The sequence below is a fragment of the Saccharomonospora glauca K62 genome (genome assembly GCF_000243395.2).
GTDB classification, from domain to species: domain Bacteria; phylum Actinomycetota; class Actinomycetes; order Mycobacteriales; family Pseudonocardiaceae; genus Saccharomonospora; species Saccharomonospora glauca.
This window is the reverse complement of record NZ_CM001484.1, coordinates 3,044,850-3,062,797: the sequence shown is the minus strand read 5'-3', so window position 1 is coordinate 3,062,797 and position 17,948 is coordinate 3,044,850. Positions and strand designations below refer to the sequence as shown.

The 17,948-nt window shown below is 64.9% G+C and carries 19 protein-coding genes and 1 pseudogene; 9 read left to right on the top strand and 11 right to left on the bottom strand.

Annotation, left to right across the window (positions count from 1 at the left end; genetic code table 11):
- Positions 1 to 571: 571 nt before the first annotated feature.
- Positions 572 to 1,633, top strand: a complete 1,062-nt coding sequence (locus SACGLDRAFT_RS23110; RefSeq protein ID WP_082245282.1) for an HAD family hydrolase — start codon at positions 572 to 574, stop codon at positions 1,631 to 1,633.
- Here SACGLDRAFT_RS23110 and SACGLDRAFT_RS14325 read toward each other — a convergent pair.
- The 4 genes and pseudogenes from SACGLDRAFT_RS14325 to SACGLDRAFT_RS14310 all read right to left on the bottom strand — a co-directional run bounded on the left by SACGLDRAFT_RS14325 (position 1,574) and on the right by SACGLDRAFT_RS14310 (position 3,701).
- Positions 1,574 to 1,816 carry a CDGSH iron-sulfur domain-containing protein gene (locus SACGLDRAFT_RS14325; RefSeq protein WP_005438292.1) on the bottom strand — a complete coding sequence of 81 codons (243 nt, stop codon included), beginning with the start codon at positions 1,814 to 1,816 and terminating at the stop codon, positions 1,574 to 1,576. The genes SACGLDRAFT_RS23110 and SACGLDRAFT_RS14325 overlap by 60 nt on opposite strands.
- Positions 1,817 to 1,818: 2 nt before the next feature.
- Complete coding sequence (locus SACGLDRAFT_RS14320) at positions 1,819 to 2,025, bottom strand: heavy-metal-associated domain-containing protein (RefSeq protein WP_005438294.1); 207 nt, start codon at positions 2,023 to 2,025, stop codon at positions 1,819 to 1,821.
- A 120-nt stretch (positions 2,026 to 2,145) separates the two neighbouring features.
- Positions 2,146 to 3,483, bottom strand: a pseudogene (locus tag SACGLDRAFT_RS14315) (NAD(P)/FAD-dependent oxidoreductase).
- Positions 3,484 to 3,500: 17 nt separating this feature from the next.
- Positions 3,501 to 3,701 carry a ferredoxin gene (locus SACGLDRAFT_RS14310; RefSeq protein WP_040919100.1) on the bottom strand — a complete coding sequence of 67 codons (201 nt, stop codon included), beginning with the start codon at positions 3,699 to 3,701 and terminating at the stop codon, positions 3,501 to 3,503.
- Positions 3,702 to 3,832: 131 nt separating this feature from the next.
- Here SACGLDRAFT_RS14310 and SACGLDRAFT_RS14305 point away from each other — a divergent pair, with 131 nt between their 5' ends.
- The 4 genes from SACGLDRAFT_RS14305 to SACGLDRAFT_RS14290 are packed head-to-tail and all read left to right on the top strand — an operon-like array spanning position 3,833 to position 7,686.
- On the top strand, positions 3,833 to 4,114 hold the full coding sequence (locus SACGLDRAFT_RS14305; protein ID WP_005438300.1) for a metal-sensitive transcriptional regulator: 282 nt from the start codon (positions 3,833 to 3,835) through the stop codon (positions 4,112 to 4,114).
- Between the two features lie 34 nt (positions 4,115 to 4,148).
- The gene (locus SACGLDRAFT_RS14300; RefSeq protein ID WP_005465531.1) at positions 4,149 to 4,355 is read left to right on the top strand and encodes a heavy-metal-associated domain-containing protein; all 207 of its coding nucleotides are present in this window, start codon (positions 4,149 to 4,151) and stop codon (positions 4,353 to 4,355) included.
- 29 nt (positions 4,356 to 4,384) lie between these two features.
- Positions 4,385 to 5,338: a hypothetical protein gene (locus SACGLDRAFT_RS14295; protein WP_005438312.1), complete on the top strand. Its 954-nt coding sequence runs from the start codon at positions 4,385 to 4,387 to the stop codon at positions 5,336 to 5,338.
- A 23-nt stretch (positions 5,339 to 5,361) separates the two neighbouring features.
- Positions 5,362 to 7,686 carry a heavy metal translocating P-type ATPase gene (locus SACGLDRAFT_RS14290; protein WP_005438313.1) on the top strand — a complete coding sequence of 775 codons (2,325 nt, stop codon included), beginning with the start codon at positions 5,362 to 5,364 and terminating at the stop codon, positions 7,684 to 7,686.
- Between the two features lie 530 nt (positions 7,687 to 8,216).
- On the opposite strand, the gene SACGLDRAFT_RS14285 is transcribed toward SACGLDRAFT_RS14290, so the two are convergent.
- Complete coding sequence (locus SACGLDRAFT_RS14285) at positions 8,217 to 9,146, bottom strand: C40 family peptidase (RefSeq protein WP_005465530.1); 930 nt, start codon at positions 9,144 to 9,146, stop codon at positions 8,217 to 8,219.
- On the opposite strand from SACGLDRAFT_RS14285, the gene SACGLDRAFT_RS23105 reads away from it, so the two are divergent.
- Positions 9,145 to 9,294, top strand: coding sequence for an MYXO-CTERM sorting domain-containing protein (locus tag SACGLDRAFT_RS23105; RefSeq protein ID WP_408640249.1), 150 nt, complete (start codon positions 9,145 to 9,147; stop codon positions 9,292 to 9,294). The genes SACGLDRAFT_RS14285 and SACGLDRAFT_RS23105 overlap by 2 nt on opposite strands.
- 346 nt (positions 9,295 to 9,640) lie before the next feature.
- Here the strand turns inward: SACGLDRAFT_RS23105 and SACGLDRAFT_RS14280 are convergent, their stop codons facing one another.
- Entirely contained in the window at positions 9,641 to 10,420 is a 780-nt protein-coding gene (locus SACGLDRAFT_RS14280; RefSeq protein ID WP_005465529.1) for a cytochrome c biogenesis CcdA family protein, read from the bottom strand.
- Positions 10,421 to 10,529: 109 nt separating this feature from the next.
- Between SACGLDRAFT_RS14280 and SACGLDRAFT_RS14275 the strand changes: the two genes are divergently transcribed.
- Positions 10,530 to 10,691, top strand: coding sequence for a DUF305 domain-containing protein (locus tag SACGLDRAFT_RS14275; RefSeq protein ID WP_157606919.1), 162 nt, complete (start codon positions 10,530 to 10,532; stop codon positions 10,689 to 10,691).
- A 212-nt stretch (positions 10,692 to 10,903) separates the two neighbouring features.
- On the opposite strand, the gene SACGLDRAFT_RS14270 is transcribed toward SACGLDRAFT_RS14275, so the two are convergent.
- Positions 10,904 to 11,539: a TetR/AcrR family transcriptional regulator gene (locus tag SACGLDRAFT_RS14270; RefSeq protein WP_005465528.1), complete on the bottom strand. Its 636-nt coding sequence runs from the start codon at positions 11,537 to 11,539 to the stop codon at positions 10,904 to 10,906.
- A gap of 76 nt (positions 11,540 to 11,615) precedes the next feature.
- On the opposite strand from SACGLDRAFT_RS14270, the gene SACGLDRAFT_RS14265 reads away from it, so the two are divergent.
- Positions 11,616 to 11,834 (top strand): hypothetical protein, encoded by a 219-nt coding sequence (locus SACGLDRAFT_RS14265; protein ID WP_005465527.1) that lies wholly within the window; start codon positions 11,616 to 11,618, stop codon positions 11,832 to 11,834.
- Entirely contained in the window at positions 11,831 to 12,367 is a 537-nt protein-coding gene (locus SACGLDRAFT_RS14260; protein ID WP_232283966.1) for a DUF2269 domain-containing protein, read from the top strand. The genes SACGLDRAFT_RS14265 and SACGLDRAFT_RS14260 overlap by 4 nt, the downstream gene beginning before the upstream one ends.
- Before the next feature lie 531 nt (positions 12,368 to 12,898).
- Here the strand turns inward: SACGLDRAFT_RS14260 and SACGLDRAFT_RS14255 are convergent.
- The 4 genes from SACGLDRAFT_RS14255 to SACGLDRAFT_RS14240 all read right to left on the bottom strand — a co-directional run bounded on the left by SACGLDRAFT_RS14255 (position 12,899) and on the right by SACGLDRAFT_RS14240 (position 17,723).
- Positions 12,899 to 14,215: a multicopper oxidase family protein gene (locus SACGLDRAFT_RS14255; protein WP_232283965.1), complete on the bottom strand. Its 1,317-nt coding sequence runs from the start codon at positions 14,213 to 14,215 to the stop codon at positions 12,899 to 12,901.
- A 603-nt stretch (positions 14,216 to 14,818) separates the two neighbouring features.
- The gene (locus tag SACGLDRAFT_RS21965) at positions 14,819 to 15,772 is read right to left on the bottom strand and encodes a M56 family metallopeptidase (RefSeq protein WP_005465525.1); all 954 of its coding nucleotides are present in this window, start codon (positions 15,770 to 15,772) and stop codon (positions 14,819 to 14,821) included.
- Positions 15,769 to 16,134, bottom strand: coding sequence for a BlaI/MecI/CopY family transcriptional regulator (locus SACGLDRAFT_RS14245; RefSeq protein ID WP_005438330.1), 366 nt, complete (start codon positions 16,132 to 16,134; stop codon positions 15,769 to 15,771). Before SACGLDRAFT_RS14245 ends, SACGLDRAFT_RS21965 begins: the two co-directional genes overlap by 4 nt.
- 968 nt (positions 16,135 to 17,102) lie before the next feature.
- A complete protein-coding gene (locus SACGLDRAFT_RS14240) occupies positions 17,103 to 17,723 on the bottom strand; it encodes a TlpA family protein disulfide reductase (RefSeq protein ID WP_408640248.1) in 621 nt (206 codons plus the stop codon).
- Positions 17,724 to 17,948 lie beyond the last annotated feature (225 nt).

Genomic DNA, 17,948 nt, shown 5'->3' with positions numbered 1-17,948 from the left:
CTACGGGAGTGAGTGCTGGATCCTCCCCCCTCTCCAGCGCTCCTCCGTGCGTCGGGCGGGGCCCAACCCCTTGGGACCTGCCCGACGCCACCATCGGTGATGGTGCGAGCGTAATCCCGGGTCACGCAGGGGCCCATGCGAGATGATCGTTCGTAGCGACCTCCCCGAAAGCCGCCTATGCGCGGCGGTGATTAACCAGTACGGCCAACTCCAGTCGCGTGCCTCCAGGAGGTCCTTGCTGTGGTCGCGGATCCAGGCGCGGGGCTGAATGTGCTTGTTTTGCATGTGTTGGCGTAGCTCAGCGCTTTCGAGCCGAGGCCGGGGACGTCCGGTCCCGCCGGCCACGCTTGGCTCCATACCACTGTGACACCGGGATGTGGCTGCCGTCCCGTGCTGTGGGCCGCAGGTCCCTGGGTGGCTTCCGCCCGAGAGGGGAACGTAGAAGTCGACGGGCTGAACTGAACGGGACCTTGTACGGGCAGCGAGGCCGACATTCGTCGCGGAAGGCACCACGGTGAGCAGCATGCATTCCCACTCGAATGGTTCCAAGGGGCCAGCACTGTAGGCGGGGATGCTGAGGGGCTCGGAGCAAAACTTCGTCGCAGCGCGACTGGAACGGCAACCTGGGGTGAAGTCCGTGGGCGGTCTGGCTACTCACCGGCAACCCGTTCATCACCGCGATCCTGTTCGCCACCACAGTCGTGGCGATCACCTGCCCCGGACGCCTCGGATTGGCGACTCCGACGGCGATCATGGTCGGCTCCGGACTGGTGCCAAGCACGGTGTGCTGTTCAAGAACGCCATCGCCCTGGAGACTTCGGCCCGGATCCAGGTCGTCGTGATGGACAAGACGGGCACACTGACCAAAGCCGAACCCGAAAGTCATCGACGTGCTCACAAACGGAATCGACGGCAAGTTGCTGCGTTGGTCTCGGCGGTTGAACGGAACTCCGAGCACCCGCTGGCCGAAGCGATCGTCTGGCACGCCAAGGAACGCGGCGCGGATTCCGCATCCGCCGAGCGCTTCGAGAACGTGCCCGGTCATGGTGCTATGGCTACCGTGGCGGACAAACGCGCCGTGGTCGGAAACCGGCGGCTGATGGAACGTGAAGGCATCGACCTAGGACCGGTAGCCGCACGCCGTGACGAACTCGCCGACGGCGGACGAACCGCGGTGCTCGCCGCCGTGGATGGTAGCCGCCGGCGTCATCGGCATCGCCGACGCACCCCGCGAAACTCGGAGGCCACGATCGCCGAACTGCATGAACTTGACATCGAAGTGGGCATGCTCCGCCGTCAACGCACTCGCCCTCAAACGACTACGGCTTCCGGCAGCCGCATATTGATCGGGCGTATCACCGGAGTGCGGCATCAACTCTGGGCACGTGTGGTCCATCCTGCGCGGTCAGCTGGGCTTCAGTGCCCAGCCGACCGGTCCACCGTGCTGCGAATGACGACGCGATCGCCACCTGGCTTGCCGAACACTGGCCGGGATAAAAGAACGCCGCCACACGTGGCTATGTGTTTGCGGCGGGTGAGCCGGTGCTTCCACCCGGTACACCCGCCGCTCGCATCAGGTGCCGGTGTCCGACGTGGGTCGTTCGGACGCCTGGAATCCCGTTCTGGCATGTGAGCCGTCGCAGAACGGTTTTTTGTTCGACTTGCCGCAGCGGCAGAGCAGTCGAGTGCGGCCAGGCCCGAGATCGACGACGTTGTTGTCGTGGTCGACCACTCGGACCGGTCCCTTGACCTGGTACGGCCCGTTGTCCACAACCTTGATGACCACAACGGCTTCCGGTTGCTGATCCTCTGCCATGGTCAGCCGGCGACCTCGTAGCCAGCCTTGGTGATCGCCGTGCGGACGAGATCGGCGTCGACCGACGCGTCGCTGATGACGGTGACCTCGCCCGTGGCGATGTCGATGTCGACGTCATCGACGCCCTCCACGGATGTGACAGCGTTCGTCACCTTGCCCATGCAGCCGGAGCAGGTCATTCCCTTCACGACGTACACGTTGTTGCTCACTGTCTCGTCCTTTCCTTGATTGTTCTGCCGGAGTTACGGTACCCCCGTTGGGTATAATCCGGCAAGGTCGATTTTACCGCGAGTGCTGACCGGGGAGTTGCTTCTCGCTGGGGGTTGGCTTCAATCGGATCGGCGGCAGCGGCGTGGTGCGGTCATCTCCATCGAGGCCTTGAGGCTGCCGAGACGCCCGTTGCGGCGGGCGGTGGCGACCATGGTGGGGGCGAGGAGCCGACAGCAGATCCGCACCGCCACATCGACCGAGAGTCGCCAGCCACGGACCCGGGCAGCACGATGCGCTCGCCACAGCTCGCTCATGCCGTCACCGCCGTCTGTGCGATCTGCCGACTCAGAACCCGGGAGCCGCTGTGGCCAGTTGACGACCACAGCGCCGATCAGTGCGCCGTCGCCACCTTCGTATCGGACGCAGAAGCCACGCGATCCCGGCTCGGGCTGGGACTCCACCCCGTCCGGATGTCCGACGACCTGTACCCGGTGCTCGTAGACGTCGGTCCAGAACACGGGCGGCGCCTCACGTGGTGGCTGCTGCCCGGTCAACGTCGCCGCGGCGCGTTGCGCGCTGGTGGATGCTGCTACCCAGTGTTCGTGACGGACCGCGCGGCCGCCCGCTGTCGGGGACGGTGTCCGTGCGACGTCCCCGACAGCGACCACGCCCTCGACCACCGCGCCCGCCGCGGTGATAGCTCTGCCCGCGGTATCGGTGAGTACGCCGTCGGTGATGTCGACACCACTGCCGTCCAACCACTCCGTGTTCGGCACGGCTCCCAGTCCGGTCACGACAGCATCGGCGTCGATGACGGAGTGGTCCACGAGTATCAGGTGGCATTCCGTGTCCGAGCGCTGGAGCGACCGGACCACGTTGCCGAAGCGGGTGCGAACACTGCGGACCAGGTGCTGTTCCCACAGCCAGCGTGCCGGGCCGGATCCGAGTGCCCGCGTGAGCGGGGCCGGATCCGCGTCCACGATGGTGACCACTCATCCCAGGGCGTGTGCCGCGACGGCGATCTCCGAGCTGATGAAGCCTGCTCCAACGATCACGAGATGTCCCCGATTCTCTCGGAGGGTCGTGCGCAGGGCTTTCGCGTCGCCGGCCGTTCGCAGTGTCAGCCCGGCTTCCGAGCCGGGCAGCGTCCTGGCTCGGGCACCAGTGGCCAGTACCGCCGTGTCGAACGCGATGGTGGACCCGTCATCGAGCTCGACACGGCGATGCTCGAGGTCCAGACCGGACGCGGTGACGCCAAGCTGCCAGCGCAGCCCGGCTGTGGTTTCGAGGGGAACGCACTCCCAGTCGGAGCTGGACAGCGTGGCCTTGGACAGAGGTGGGCGGGCGTACGGCAATTGTTTCTCCGCGCTGACGCCGACCAGTTCACCGGAGAATCCGTTGCGACGAAGCGCTTCGGCCGTTCGAAGCCCGGCAACGCCTCCACCGACAATGACCACGCGTTGCGTCGGCAGCCTCACGCCTGGCCCTCCGACAGAACCCGGATGGCCTGGACAGGGCAGTCCGGGATGGCCTGTATGACGTTGTCCCGCTCGCTGTCGGCGGGCTCGGCAACATACCGGGTGAAACCTTGGTCATCCATCTGGAAGACCTCTGGGGCTGTCAGTGCGCACAGGCCGTGTCCCCCGCAGCGGTCGTAGTCGATCGTGATCGGCATCCTTTGCACCTTCTCTTGATTGCGGTACGGGGGTAGGGTATAAGTTAGTTGCACACCGCCTCCAGGGCTGACCCGGTGGTACCCCCGAGGGGTAATATGGCCTGGTCGTTACGACGCAGAGGAGGAGTGGGATGCGGGGATACACCGGAGACAAGGACGCGTACCTCAAGCGGCTGCGCCGGATCGAGGGGCAGATTCGAGGGTTGCAGAGGATGGTCGAGGACGATCAGTACTGCATCGACATCCTCACCCAGATCTCCGCGGCCACGAAGGCGTTGCAGGCCGTGTCCCTCGGGCTGATGGATGAGCACCTGCGGCATTGCGTGGCCGAGGCGATCAGCCAGGGCGGCGACACGGCGGAGGAGAAGGTGCGCGAGGCCAGCGACGCCATCGCCCGCCTCGTGCGCTCCTGACAACCACAGTTTGACCGAAGAAGGAGGAGAAGAGATGGCTCAGCAGACGTACACGGTGACCGGCATGACCTGCCAGCACTGCGTGCTCTCGGTGACCGAGGAAGTCAACGAGATCAACGGAGTGACCGACGTGGCGGTCGACCTGCCCACCGGCAAGGTCACCGTCACCAGCGAGCGCGACCTGGGCGTGGACGAGGTGCGCGCCGCTGTGGAAAAAGCCGGATACAGCCTGACCGCCTGAGCGGGCGGCCCTTTCACCTGAGGATCGAAATGAACACTGCAGGGAAGCTCTCCGCCTACGGTGTGGCGCTCGCCCTGGTCGCCGGTGGCGGCTGGGTGATCGGCAACGCTGTCGGTCCCTTCGCCGGTTCGGCCGGCGCGCACGGCGACGAGGACGCCGCGCACGGGGACGCCCACAGCGGCACCGTCGCGGAGACCGCGCACCCCGACCAGCCTGGCGGGCTGGCGTCGTCCAGGGGCGGCTACACCCTCACGCCCACCAGCACGACGCTGACCCCCGGGGACAACGAGGAGTTCTCCTTCCGGATCGTCGGACCGGACGGTGAGCCAGTGACCCGCTTTGAGGTGGAACACGAGAAGCGGATGCACCTGATCGTCGTGCGGCGGGACACCGCCGCGTTTCAGCACGTCCACCCGGAAATGGAGACCGACGGTACGTGGAACGTGCCGCTCAATGTCGACCAGCCGGGAAGCTACCGCGCCTTTGCCGACTTCGTCCCAACCGGCGGCGAGGCCACCACGCTCGGTGTCGACCTGGCCGTGCCGGGCGAATTCCAGCCCGCCACTTACGCACCATCGCGGGTCGCGACGGTCGACGGCTACGAGGTCCGGCTGGGCGGCGACCTTGAACCGGGTCGGACCTCCACGGTGACACTAACGGTCACCAAGGACGGTGAGCAGGTCACTGACCTGCAGCCCTACCTCGGCGCCTACGGCCACCTTGTGGCTCTACGGGGCGGTGACCTCGCCTATCTCCACGTCCACCCGGACGGTGAACCGGGCGACGGCGACACGAAATCCGGACCGACCACCACCTTCCACGCCGCAGTGCCCTCCGCAGGTACCTACCGGCTGTTCTTCGACTTCCAGCACGAAGGAAAGGTCCGCACCGCGGAGTTCGCCCTGCGAGCCGACATGGCCGGCCGGGCAACTGGTTCGGCTCCCACATCCGCCACTGACGACGGCCACGGCGGCCACGGCTGATCCGGACGGGAAGGAGTAGCACAATGACATCCGAGGTGAAAGACCCACAGCCGACCCCTGGCCGGGAGATCGAGCTGGCGATTGGTGGCATGACGTGCGCGGCGTGCGCGAACCGGGTCGAACGCAAGCTCAACAAGCTCGACGGGGTCACCGCCACGGTGAACTACGCCACGGAAAAGGCCAAGGTCGTCTACGCCGATGGCGTGGAGCCGGACCAGCTCGTGGCTCAAGTGGAGGCCGCCGGTTACTCGGCGGCTCTGCCGCAGCCGGAGGCGTCGGGGGAACCGGCGGCCGCGACGGACAGCGACGATGATCCGACGCGGTCGCTGCGGGATCGCCTGATCGGTGCTGCCGTGTTGTCGGTGCCGGTGATCGTGCTGGCGATGGTTCCGGCGTTGCAGTTCACCTATTGGCAGTGGATTTCGCTGACGTTGGCCGCGCCGGTGGTGACGTGGGCGGCGTGGCCGTTCCATCGGGCCGCGTGGACGAACCTCAAGCATGGCGCGGCGACGATGGACACGCTGGTCTCGATGGGCACCCTGGCGGCTTTCGCCTGGTCTGTGTATGCGTTGTTGTTCGGCAGCGCGGGTGTGCCGGGGATGACGCATCCGTTCGAACTGACCATCGAGCGGATGAGCGGCGACGGCAACATCTATCTCGAGGTCGCGGCCGGGGTGACCACGTTCATCCTCGCCGGGCGCTACTTCGAGGCCCGGTCCAAGCGACGGGCCGGTGCCGCCCTGCGGGCGCTGCTGGAACTGGGCGCGAAGGACGTCGTGGTGCTGCGAGGCGGGAAGGAAGTCCGGATTCCCGTCGAGCAACTGGCGGTGGGTGACCACTTCGTGGTCCGGCCGGGTGAGAAGGTCGCCACCGACGGCGTGGTGTCCGAGGGTAGTTCCGCTGTCGACGAGAGCATGCTCACCGGCGAGTCGGTGCCCGTCGAGGTCGGCCCGGGCGACAAGGTCGTCGGCGCGACGGTCAACTCGGGTGGCCGGTTGGTGGTGCGGGCCACGCGGGTGGGTTCGGATACCCAGTTGGCGCAGATGGCCAAACTGGTGGAGGACGCGCAGACGGGCAAGGCGGCCGTGCAGCGACTGGCGGACCGGATCTCGGGCGTGTTCGTGCCGATCGTGATCGCGCTGGCCGTGGGAACGCTCGCGTTCTGGCTCGGTACCGGTGGCTCGGTGTCGGCGGCGTTCACGGCCGCGGTCGCGGTGTTGATCATCGCGTGCCCGTGCGCGCTGGGGCTGGCCACGCCGACCGCGTTGCTGGTGGGTACCGGGCGGGGTGCGCAGCTCGGCATCCTGATCAAGGGGCCGGAGGTGCTGGAGTCCACCCGCCGCGTGGACACGGTGGTGCTGGACAAGACCGGCACCGTCACCACCGGCAAGATGGCGCTGATCGACGTCCACGTGGCCGACGGGGTGGACCCCGACGAGCTGTTGCGGTTGGCGGGGGCGCTGGAGAACGCCTCCGAGCACCCGATCGCCCAGGCCATCGCCAAGGGCGCGGCCGAGCAGGTCGGGCAGTTGCCTGCCGCCACGGACTTCACCAACCTCGAGGGCTTGGGTGTGCAGGGCGTCGTCGACGGGCACGCGGTTCTGGTCGGTCGCCCCGCGTTGCTGGCCGACTGGAGCCAGCACCTCACACCTGAGCTGGTCGAGGCCAAGGCCGCCGCGGAGGCGCAGGGCAAGACCGCCGTCGCCGTCGGTTGGGATGGCCAGGCACGCGGGGTGCTGGTGGTGGCCGACACCGTGAAACCGACCTCTGCCGAGGCGATCACGCAACTGCGTGGGCTCGGGCTGACGCCGGTGTTGTTGACCGGTGACAACGAGGCGGTCGCCAAGACGGTCGCGGCCGAGGTCGGCATCGACGAGGTGATCGCCGAGGTGTTGCCGAAGGACAAGGTCGACGTGGTGAAGCGGCTGCAGTCCCAAGGCCGGATCGTGGCGATGGTTGGCGACGGCGTGAACGACGCGGCGGCGCTGGCGCAGGCGGACCTGGGCCTGGCGATGGGTACGGGCACCGACGTCGCGATCGAGGCGAGTGACCTCACCCTGGTGCGCGGTGACCTGCGGGTGGCGGCGGACGCGATCCGCCTGTCGCGCCGCACGCTGGCCACGATCAAGGGCAACCTGTTCTGGGCGTTCGCCTACAACGTGGCGGCATTGCCGCTGGCGGCGGCGGGCCTGCTCAACCCGATGATCGCGGGTGCGGCGATGGCGTTCAGCTCGGTGTTCGTGGTGAGCAACAGCCTGCGCCTGAAGAGCTTCCGCAGCGGCATCACGGACACCCCACCGTCGGTGAAGTCGGAGGACAAGCCAGTGAAGGAGCCGGTCGCAGCTTGACCGGCGCTAGAGCTGGCACAACCTGCACAGCCGACGGTGACCGCCACAGTCATGCGGTCACCGTCGGCTGTCGCGCGTCCCATGGTGTGCAGCTAGTCAATCCCGGTCCCTCCACCGGTTCGGGCTGGATTCTGAGCCAGGTGAGACCGCGTTACCAGACAGCAGCAGCGCAGCACCCTCGATGACGATGCTGCGCTGGTTAGCTCGCTTCCGTCAGGAGTCCCATCAGGTCAGCGGATGGGCAGCTGATCTCGTCCAGGGCGGCGAAGGAGGGCTTGTTGGGTGGATCTTCGGGGTGTCGCCAGCAATGAGAGTGTGACTGCCGAATCTGGGCCGATGCCAGGAACCTGCAACGGTGCTCGCCTTCCTCGCAGGCACGATGGGCAAGCACATGAAGTCCCTGAAGAAGATGATCTTTGGCGAGACTTCTTCTCCAGGGACTTCACATCCACCTTCAGGACAGGCTTTACCCAACCCTCGATAACCTCAACGGCCTCGACTGATCTTGCTGAGATCGCCCTTTTGTTTGCTCAGCCAGCGATGCGGCGCGCGCCGATCAGGTGTCCGTCACCCTTCATCGACCGCACGTCGACCAGTTGGCCTTCGGTGGGCGCGTCCACCATCTTGCCCTGGCCGACGTACATACCGACGTGATGGATCTTGCTGGGGTCACCGGTTCCGTCGTCGTAGAAAAGGAGGTCGCCAGGAAGTAGGGAGTCGAGTGACACGGGCCTGCCTGCCGTCCATTGCTGTCGGCTCGTCCGAGGAATGTTGATTCCAGCTTGATTATAGGCCCACGAGGTCAGTCCGGAGCAGTCGAACTCGCTCGGTCCTGTTGCCCCCCACTCGTACTGAGAACCGCGGCGGGACAACGCGGCTTGCAGTGCATCGTTGGCGGCACCCGGTGGGCCGAGATAGCTACCGTTGTCCTGGACGGTTTGGAGCTCAGTTCGCTCGGCCGGGCTCAGTTCGTTCAGAGCTGTTCGAACCGCTTCGATTTCCTCGTCAAGGTCGGCCTTGAGTTGCTGAAGTTTTTGGACCGTGCGTTCCGCGGCCGCTGTTGATTCCCGTGCCTGCTTCTCCGCTTCGGCTGCTTCTTTCCGGGCAGCGTCGGCTTTCGCTCGTACGTCGTTCAGGGCATCGAGGGTTTCAGTGTTCTTGGTTGCGATGTATTCGAGTGCTGACGCTTTTTGTAGAAGCTCTTTGCTCGAATCGCTGACCAGTACGGCTGACCATGTGGTGACGGGGCCGTTACGGAAACTCGCGGAGATGAGAGTGTCTGCTTTGCCTTGGGAGGCCTCTTCCGAACGCTGCGCTTTTTCGAGTTCTCGGTTTGCCTTATTGAGCGCAGTTTTGGCCTGTTTCTCCTTCTCGCGCATTCGTGCGAGTTCTTGTTCGGCTTCTGCCAGGTCCTCTTCGGTGCCTGCGGCCTTCGCGCCAAGTTCCTGATAGCGCTCCATGGCGTCTGACGTGTCGTCTTGCGGCTGCGCAGCGGCAGGCGCTGCAGGTAGCATGAGTGTCGCCGCAATGGCAGCGATGGCCGCCTTGCGAGGAGTGAAGCGGCGTGAGTGCGCTGTCACGATTGTTGGGTCTCCCTTTGGGTGTTGACAGAGAACCGCCCCGTTCGGTCCGCAATCACATTAAGGGATCTTGGCGATCTTGTCTACTATCTGTCTTAGTAGTCGGTCAAACCGGGCAATAGTGACAAGTTGCTGAGAGGGGAGCGGCATGTCGAGGGACGCTTTGGCGCGGCTGATAGATAGTGGCCTTGTGGGAGCTTGCTGAATCAGGCCCGTCCGTGCCCTGTCCGACCTGCGGTAGTGAGATGCCCGTTCAGGTTGCCGATCGAGCACGGCCTTTATCCATTGGGCAGCGCAGGCATGGCGCCCAGCCTCGAGCTATCGTCCACGTCATCGGGCTTCAGAGGTTCGATAACCGCATTCCCGCCCAATAATCAGATCGGTGTGGTGAACCCTGCGATGGGGCCACGAAGCCAGGCCACCATTTCACCCCACAGTCCCGTCACCAACAGCAAGCCCACAATCAACAGCATCACGCCGCCAACGATCTGGACCGCTCGTGTGTGGCGACGTAACCAGCCTGCTGTGCGGAGTGCCCATTGCGCACCGATTGCGAGCAGGATGAAGGGCAAGCCAAGTCCCAGGCAGTATGCAAGTACTAACAGGATCCCTCTGGCCGTGGTGGAGCCCACTTGTGTCCCGCTGGCCAGAGCGATGACGCCAGTTAGCGTCGGGCCGAGGCAGGGTGTCCAGCCGAGGCCGTAGACAGCACCCATGAGGGGCGCGCTCGCGATACCGCCTCGTGGTACGTGGTGCAGTTGCACACTGCGCTGCAGGATCGGCACCATCCCCAGGAAGGCCAGACCCATGGCGATCGTGATCACGCCGCCGATGCGTTGCAGCAGCGCCTCATTGCCCAGTAGGAAATCGGCCGCGCCCAGTACCGCTACCACAGCGGCGAGGAAAACAGCGGTGAAGCCGAGCACGAACAGCAACGCAGCTCCAGCGACCCGCCATCGCCCCTTCCAGGCGCGGGAATCGTCCGCATCAACGGGTGGAGCATCGGCGCCTGTCAGACTCGCCAGGTAGGCCAAGTAGCCTGGCACCAAAGGGATAGCGCATGGCGAGGCGAAGGAGACGACCCCTGCGGCTACCGCGAGCAGGGTGGCGAGCACGATCGGGCCCGAAATGACAAAGTCGGTAAGGTTGTTCACCTGGGTTCCACAACGCTGTCTCGTATGGTGCCGAATTTACTAACCGCCGTAGTAGCGTAGTTGATGGACGGCGGTGGGAGTGAGGCCCCTGCCCGGTAACCAGGTCTTCGTGCAGACGATGAACAAACAGCACCTGGGTGTGATCACCATGGCTGGGACAGAGTCGGAGAAGGACAGCAACGTCGAGGCGAAGGCACTGGTCCAGCTAATCGTCGATGCTCAGGAAGCGGAGATCTGCAAGATACAGACCTGTGCTTCCGCACCGAACTGAGGAGAGCGGCGGGGGAGCGGTCTGTAGCTACTCGTCCACAGCCCTGGCCTTGACAGGCGATATCGCTCGTAAAGGGGGGTCTGGGTGAGTTCGAAGCCAACAGTGATGAATGTCCAGAACCCGCGCCTCCAGGGCCAGCATGGAAAGTCGTCTCGTGTGGTGTGGCTGGGCTGGCAGCGGCGACGTTGCCGTTCCTCGCCGGGACCGGTTTGCTACTGGGGATCGCGATCGTGAGCTGCCTGCTGGTCGGTTGAGTCAACCGTAGGACGCAATCCAGCCAGCACTACCTCCACGAGCCTGCGGGCCGCGGCCTCGGACAGTAGGCCGCTGGCCGCTGCCAGTGCATGGAGGCAATAGCGTGCGAGCTCCTCCAGAGGCACATCGTCGCGGACATCGCCGGCCTCGGAAGCTTCGGCCAGAAGGCCTTGGATCATGTCGAGCACCTGTTGCTCGGCCTGGGAGACGTGCTCGTCCCGGTGCACGAATGTCGCGAGCTCGGCGCCATGGCGGTGGTGCCTTTGGTGCTGTCCGCGCCGTTGATGAATGAGGGCGTAGGCCTCCAGCACTGCTTCCAGGCGCTCTCCGGCCTCCCTCGCTCGGTCCCGGACTTCGGCGAGATGGTGGAGGTGGTGGCCGACCTGGCGTTCGTGCCACGCGCGCACAATCGACTCGACATCGGGAAAGTACTTATACAGCGTCGCGCGCCCGATTCCGGTCTGCTCAGCGATCTGCGACATCGTCACGGACAGCAGCCCGTACTCAGCAGCCAACGCCGCGGTGGTGTCCAGGATCGCCTCGCGTACCCCGCGACGATGGGCCTCGATCGTCTCGCTCCACAACTTCGGCACGCCAGCAGTATACGAGGTGTTGACATGGAGACAGTTTGATTTGTTGTAGACAGACTGTCTCGATAAACTGGCGGCTATGGACAAGCTCCGTAAAAACAGCGGTGACCGCACCAGCGGCGATAACCAGCCGGTCGCCGGCCCTCCGCGCTGGGTGAAGGTGTTCGGGCTCATCGCTCTGCTCGTGGTCGTGCTCCTGGCCGTTCTGCTGATCTTCGGCGGTGAGCACGGCCCAAGCCGTCACTTCTCACTCGGCGACCCTGCCGACCATGCGGTGAGCGAGACCGTCTTCGGATGAACATGAGGCCCGGCGTGCGGAAACTCGCCCTCACGGTGCATATCGCAACCACGGTGGGCTGGCTCGGCGCGGTCGTCGCTTTCCTGGGTCTCGCCATCGTCGGCTTGACCAGTGGGGACGCGCAAACGGTTCGTGGTGCCTATCTGGTGATGGAGCCGATCACCTGGTTCGTCCTGGTCCCGCTGGCCCTTGCGTCACTGCTGACCGGACTTGTCTCGGCCCTGGGCACACCATGGGGTGTGTTCCGCCACTATTGGGTGCTGTTCAAACTCGTGCTGAACGTCCTCGCGACGGTCCTCTTGCTGGTCTACACGCAGTCTGTGGGTTACTTCGCTGACGTCGCAGCCGACCCCACCGCCGATCTCGACGTTGTGCGGAACCCGTCGCCTGCCCTGCATGCGATCCTCGCTCTAGCGCTCCTGGTCGTGGCTCTGGTGCTGGCGGTGTACAAGCCGCGTGGGATGACCTCGTACGGACAACGCAGGCAAACCGAGCAACGCCGGGGACAACACGAGCACGTACACAATTCATAGCTGTAGGGCACTCCAGGACGCAGCGATGGCCGCATCCACGCGGGACGAATACGGGAAGAGGTGGAGTGTTCCCGCTGTCGAATCAGCAGGAACACTTGTGGTCGACAACGGGCGGGGCCAGGACAAACGGCCGAGAGCACGGCGAGCAGGTGATGGTTTCGTGCGGGTCAACTCCTGGAGACAGTGATGAGATTGAGACTCACTTGGTGAGCCGGTCGAACACGAAGGAGCCTTCTCGCCGGTAAGGCTCCCCGAGCGCCAGGCCGTTGTGGCTGGCGAGTCGTTGGCCAGGGCGAGTGTGAGGAAAATCTGGCGCGCGCCGACCACGCACAGCAAGAGAACGAGATGCCGTGGGCGCATCGATCCTCCGTCCCGCCACGGTGCGTGCTCAAGCTGTTACCAGCGGCATACTAGGCAATCTAGTAGTAGCTGTGAAGATTGATAGGGAAGGGTCCGCTGTTGCTGGTGCTGCCCCGTACCCGGGTCTTGTCCGGACCCAGATGCGAGGCAGCAATGTGGCCCCGCTCGTGGCTACTGAACGTAGGACAGCACCGTCATCATCGAAGATTCGCCGTGGTACGCGTTGTGACAGTGGGTCAGCCACTGGCCCGGGTTGTTGGCGTCGAAGTCCACCTCCAGCGCTTCTCCGGGAAGCACGATCGCGGTGTCCTTGCGGGGCCCTCGGCCGTTCCGCCCCAGGATCTGAAAGGTGTGGCCGTGGATATGCATGGGGTGGAACATGCTCGACTTGTTCTCGAATCGAACCCGCACCCGCTGGCCGTCCCGGATGGGCAATCCGTCATCGGGGTTGTACGGCTTGCCGTTGATAGTCCAGTCGTACTTGGCGCCCGGTCCGTCGAGTACCAATGTGTGCGTGACATCCGGTGCCCGGTCAGCCAGAGTCACCTCTTCCGTGGCTTTGAGATCGTTGATGGCAAGTACGGGTAGTTGTTCGAGCTGCTTGGCGGCGGAGTCGCTTGCCGCCGGATTGCTTTCCCGCCCACTTCGGATGATCACCTGTGCGTAGGAGTCACGCCCCTCCGCCAGCGCCAGCACCGGGACCGTGTCATCCGGAACTGTGATGACGGCATCGACCCGCTCACCCATGCCCAGGAGCACCGTATCCGCCTCACGGGGTTGCACAGGGAAGCCGTCCGTATGCGTAACCCGCATCGGCACGCCCGGGACCCCGACCCGGAAAGCGGTGTCCGCGGCGGCGTTGACCAGCCGCAGCCGGATTCGTTGCCCGGGCTTCGCGGTGACGGAGCGTGGTGCGGAGGCGATACGCCCGTTGGCGAGGATGTGCGGGTAAATGACGTCGCCGGCATCGCCACCGAGCAGCGTTGACTGCGGCATCCCCCCGTGGTCCATGCCCGGCATCCCCCCGTGATCCATGCCACCCATGTTCATCCCGTTTTTTATGAGGTCGGCCAGCACGGTGTCCGGGGTGCGTCCGGTGCCGTCCAGCCAGTCGTCGAGGACGACGACGAGCTCAGTGTCATAATCGGCACCGTCCGCCGGGTCTTCCACGATGATAGGTGCGTACAACCCACGGTCCAGCTGCACACCAACGTGGGAATGGAACCAGTGGGTACCAGCGTCGGGAACCGTGAACTCGTAGGTGAAGTTGGCGCCTGCCGGTACCTCCGGCTGGGTCAGACCCGGGACCCCGTCCATGTCGTTGCGCAGGGCGAGTCCGTGCCAGTGGATGGTCGTCGGTTGGGGGAGGTTGTTGGTCAGGTGAGCCCGAAGGACGTCGCCGCGCTGGATCCGGACTTCCTTCCCCGGTAGCTCACCGCCGTAGGTCCACGTTGTGACCTGGACACCGCCGAGATCCACCTCGCCCACGGTGGCATCGAGGCGAACGGAAGTGGTGCGAGCCCCAGCTTTCCGGCGATCGCGCTCGGCGGCCGCCACTAGTGGCGAGTTCGGCGCGACGCGAACCGGTGAACTCGGTGCCGCAGCGTTGGAAGTACATGCGGCAAGGCCTGCGACAGCCGCGCTGGTACTGAGGATGAGAAAGCTGCGGCGGCTCAGGTGCGACACGGTGTGCGGGCGGCCGGGTCGAGCAGGTGTCATGACTCCCTCAGAAGTGGTGATCAGGCCTACCTCACTCCAGGCGGGGGCCGAGCATGGCAAGGCGTTCGGAGAACTGTCGTTATCTACTAGACACAATAGTAGATCGTCTGACTCTCGAAGTACGAGGTGACTTACGCCTCGCGTTTCCCATTCTGCAAGGAAGTGTGACCGGCCGTGACCCTCGAAGCTTATGGAACCAACGATGGTGAGGGTCTGGAACGTGATGATTGCGTACCGACGTGGCTCCAGATGGGTTGACGGGTTCCTTGCGTGTGCGCTCCTGGCCGCGGCGGGCGGTCCGCGCTCACGAGCCGTGATTCGTCAACTGATGAAGCTCGATCTTGGCCGGGTTGCGCCCTCCGCGTTAGCGGCTCAGCTGACCGGGGGGCAACTGATCAGCGCGATGCCCGCGAGAAGTCCGGCTCCTGCGAGGAACGGCAGCACGCCGGCAGCCAGTCCCGCCATCGCACAGGAGACCAAGCGACGAGTTCCGGTTGGAGAAGTAGCGCCTACTTGTAGTCGAGCGATGCGCGTGTCCACCGCACACCGGGCCATCGCGAGCGACGTGCTGGGAGCGTCGTGACCGGACACGTCCCGCAGGGCGGATCGGACCGCTGCTGTTCCGCAGCGACGTACGGCAACGGCGTCAGCAGAGAGTTCGACCAACTCGCGCAAAGCGCGCGGCGCATCCCGGAAGAGAGGGAGGAAAGGAATAGCTACACGGAGTGCTTCGGCCCCGGCGATCAGCAGGTGGTGACGGCCCGCGAGGTGGGCACGTTCGTGCGCGAAGACAGCTTCCACAGCTTTCTGGTCCAAATGGCGAACAAGTCCTTCGGTGGCGACGACAACGCCGGGACGCCCCGCCATGCTGAACGCGAGTGGTCGGTCGTGGGCGAGCCACAGCGTGTCCGGTGAGTTCGGGTCCGCGCGTGCAACCAGACGAAGGACCGACAGGTGTGCTTCACGGGCGCGGGCTCGTCGCCGGAGCCCGCGGACGAACACAACGGCAAGCCGGACCACGAACGCGATGAGCAGGGCGAGCCCGAGCAGGCCTGCTAGTTTCTCGGTCTCGGGTGGTGTGCCGTGCTGGATGGCGGCCCAGCATTCGTGGACGGCCGTCAGTACCGCCGTGCCGGGGCCGTGGCTGGGAAGTAGCAGAAAGACCACGCCCACGGCGGCGCTGACAAGGACCCCGATCATCGACAGCAGCCAGACCACGACCAGCAGTACCGGGTCGTGCCGCCGCAGGTCAGTGCGGTGCAGGAGTCCTGGAACGAGCCAGCCTGCGGCGAGCGCGCCTACCAGCAGCGTGAGGGCTGCTGTCATCGCCTGCGGATCCGCTTCTTGCGCAGGGCGCTCCGTAGTAGGTCGGTCTCCTCGTCGGAGACCGAGGCGATGAAGTGCATCAGGACGGCTTCCCGGTCAGCCGAAGCGCCGAGCACATCGCGCAGAGCCTGTACGGCGGCCTCCTCGCGGCTGAACGCCGGTTCGTAGTAGTAAGCCTTGCCGTGCAGTTCCCGATCAACCCACTTCTTGCGATACAGGTTGTCCAGCACCGTCATAACGGTGGTGTAGGCAAGTTTTTTGCCGGTGTCCAGCTGCTCCAGCACCTCTCGGACCTTGATCGGTTCCTCGGCTTGCCAGAGCACGTCCATCACGGCGGCCTCGAGGTCACCCAGCCCGCGCATCACGTCTCCTCATGGCTGGACATCCTACGTCAGGTGTCGGCTTGCGCATGTGTTTGCTGTCGGATTCATGTACCAAAGATGGTACCTACTATCTCGGATAGTGATAAAGTCCTGCTTCCGCTTCGAGGTGCGGGAGGTTCTGCTTGTTGAGATTCGTCGATTTTCGCTACCAGGCCAGCCTGGAGCCGTACCTGGCACCCCGCTCCAGCACCCTCCCGGTCGAGCCAGCGAAGAAGCTGCAGCCAGAAGGAATAGGCTGCAAGTTCGCGCAGGCTGTCGCAGAGTTCCTGATCACCTCGGGTCGTGTTGCTCTTTGTAGTGTACGAGCTGTGCGTGACGAGCTGAAGCTCGGCGCGATTGCGACGCTAGGCCCAGCGCATAACCGGAAGAGCGGTGGTCGCAGGATTGGCAGGTGCGAATCCAGCCGGTCAGCGGAAGGCTTTCGCTCGGACCTACATCTCGCCTTTCGGACAGACTACGGGTACACCATTCGGGAAAGGATCCATCCCGCGACCCTGGAGATCGGACCCGGTCACTACTCAAGTCCTGCGATGCGGTCGTCAGCGGGGGTGAGAGAGCTTCTTCGTCTACCGAGTCCTGCCGCTGGAGGGCGAGTTGGCAAGCTGGACGTGCGGCAGGAGACGCAAAGCCCGCCGTACGCAAGTGAACCGCTGGCGGACGCGTACGGCGCCACCTTCGACTGGGTGATCGTGATGCGGACCGTTGCGATGCGGTGGCGCCAATCCCGTACCGGGCGGCGAATGTCTTGACACCGGAATCGAGGGCTTCCCCACTGACGCTGACGACTTGCCATCCGAAGCTCTCGGCACGCCTGCGGATGATCATCCACGCGGTCCTGACGGATCGGTACGAGAACGCTCCCGGAGCTGGATGCGCGAACCTGCCCCAGAAGAGGAACTGACACGAGTCTGGGTGCAGGGGAACACAGCGTCGCTTGCCTGGTTTTGTTATCCCTCTCGCTCTAGATGGCGCCGCACAGCCTCCTCGACCTCATCCGGGCTGCGGAACACGAGCGGGTTGGTGATCCTGGTGACCGACCCGTCTGGTCGTACGAGGTAGTTCAGCGGGAGAACCGGCGGCACGCGGAAGGCGTCCTGTACGGCACGCTTTCCGTCGTGTACCGAGGGGTAGCGTACGCCCACGTCGGCCAGGAAGGCGAGGCCGTCCGACGGCGCCTCCTGGACATTGACACCGAGAACCGGAATGGCGCCGGGTCGCTCGGAGTACTCGTCCAGTACGGGCATCTCTTCTCGGCAAGGTGGACACCAGGATGCCCAGACATTCACCAGGGTTGCCTTGCCGGCAAGCGTCGCGCCGAGGTCCACTGGGCCAGGAGTACCCAAGCACGCGGTGGTGACTCCGGCCAGCGGCCCCGCGGGTGCGGGGGCATCGGGGGCGGGGCTCGGGCAGGGCCTCGTCTTCGCGCGCTGCCGCAGTTCGGTGAGTTTGGTGTCGCTCTCCTTACGAGGCACCGACCGTACGGTGTCCGACGCTATGCCAGTGTCGGCGGCGTCGCCGTCGCCGGTCCTCGGCCACAGGGCGACGATACCGGCTATGGCCAGGATCATGACGACAATGGTCCACCGCCCGGCGCTGGTCAACACGCACCTCCTGAAATACTAACCTGGGTAGTATATCCAGAGGGCAAATCGGTGGCCATCCGAGTCGTGCGTAGATGGCGAGCATTCGGCTCATGAGTACTGTTCAGCCGCCCGTCATCATGACGAGCCCCGTCGCGACAGAGAGGGCCTCCGGCGGTCTCGGTCGCGACGGGCGTGGCGGTGAAGCCAGCC

Coding starts and splice junctions, on each gene's coding strand:
- SACGLDRAFT_RS23110 (WP_082245282.1), top strand. CDS start 572: ATGCTGAGGGGCTCGGAGCAAAACTTCGTCGCAGCGCGACTGGAACGG.
- SACGLDRAFT_RS14325 (WP_005438292.1), bottom strand. CDS start 1,816: ATGGCAGAGGATCAGCAACCGGAAGCCGTTGTGGTCATCAAGGTTGTG.
- SACGLDRAFT_RS14310 (WP_040919100.1), bottom strand. CDS start 3,701: ATGCCGATCACGATCGACTACGACCGCTGCGGGGGACACGGCCTGTGC.
- SACGLDRAFT_RS14305 (WP_005438300.1), top strand. CDS start 3,833: ATGCGGGGATACACCGGAGACAAGGACGCGTACCTCAAGCGGCTGCGC.
- SACGLDRAFT_RS14300 (WP_005465531.1), top strand. CDS start 4,149: ATGGCTCAGCAGACGTACACGGTGACCGGCATGACCTGCCAGCACTGC.
- SACGLDRAFT_RS14295 (WP_005438312.1), top strand. CDS start 4,385: ATGAACACTGCAGGGAAGCTCTCCGCCTACGGTGTGGCGCTCGCCCTG.
- SACGLDRAFT_RS14290 (WP_005438313.1), top strand. CDS start 5,362: ATGACATCCGAGGTGAAAGACCCACAGCCGACCCCTGGCCGGGAGATC.
- SACGLDRAFT_RS23105 (WP_408640249.1), top strand. CDS start 9,145: ATGGCGTCTGACGTGTCGTCTTGCGGCTGCGCAGCGGCAGGCGCTGCA.
- SACGLDRAFT_RS14285 (WP_005465530.1), bottom strand. CDS start 9,146: ATGGAGCGCTATCAGGAACTTGGCGCGAAGGCCGCAGGCACCGAAGAG.
- SACGLDRAFT_RS14265 (WP_005465527.1), top strand. CDS start 11,616: ATGGACAAGCTCCGTAAAAACAGCGGTGACCGCACCAGCGGCGATAAC.
- SACGLDRAFT_RS14260 (WP_232283966.1), top strand. CDS start 11,831: ATGAACATGAGGCCCGGCGTGCGGAAACTCGCCCTCACGGTGCATATC.
- SACGLDRAFT_RS21965 (WP_005465525.1), bottom strand. CDS start 15,772: ATGACAGCAGCCCTCACGCTGCTGGTAGGCGCGCTCGCCGCAGGCTGG.
- SACGLDRAFT_RS14245 (WP_005438330.1), bottom strand. CDS start 16,134: ATGCGCGGGCTGGGTGACCTCGAGGCCGCCGTGATGGACGTGCTCTGG.
- SACGLDRAFT_RS14240 (WP_408640248.1), bottom strand. CDS start 17,723: ATGATCCTGGCCATAGCCGGTATCGTCGCCCTGTGGCCGAGGACCGGC.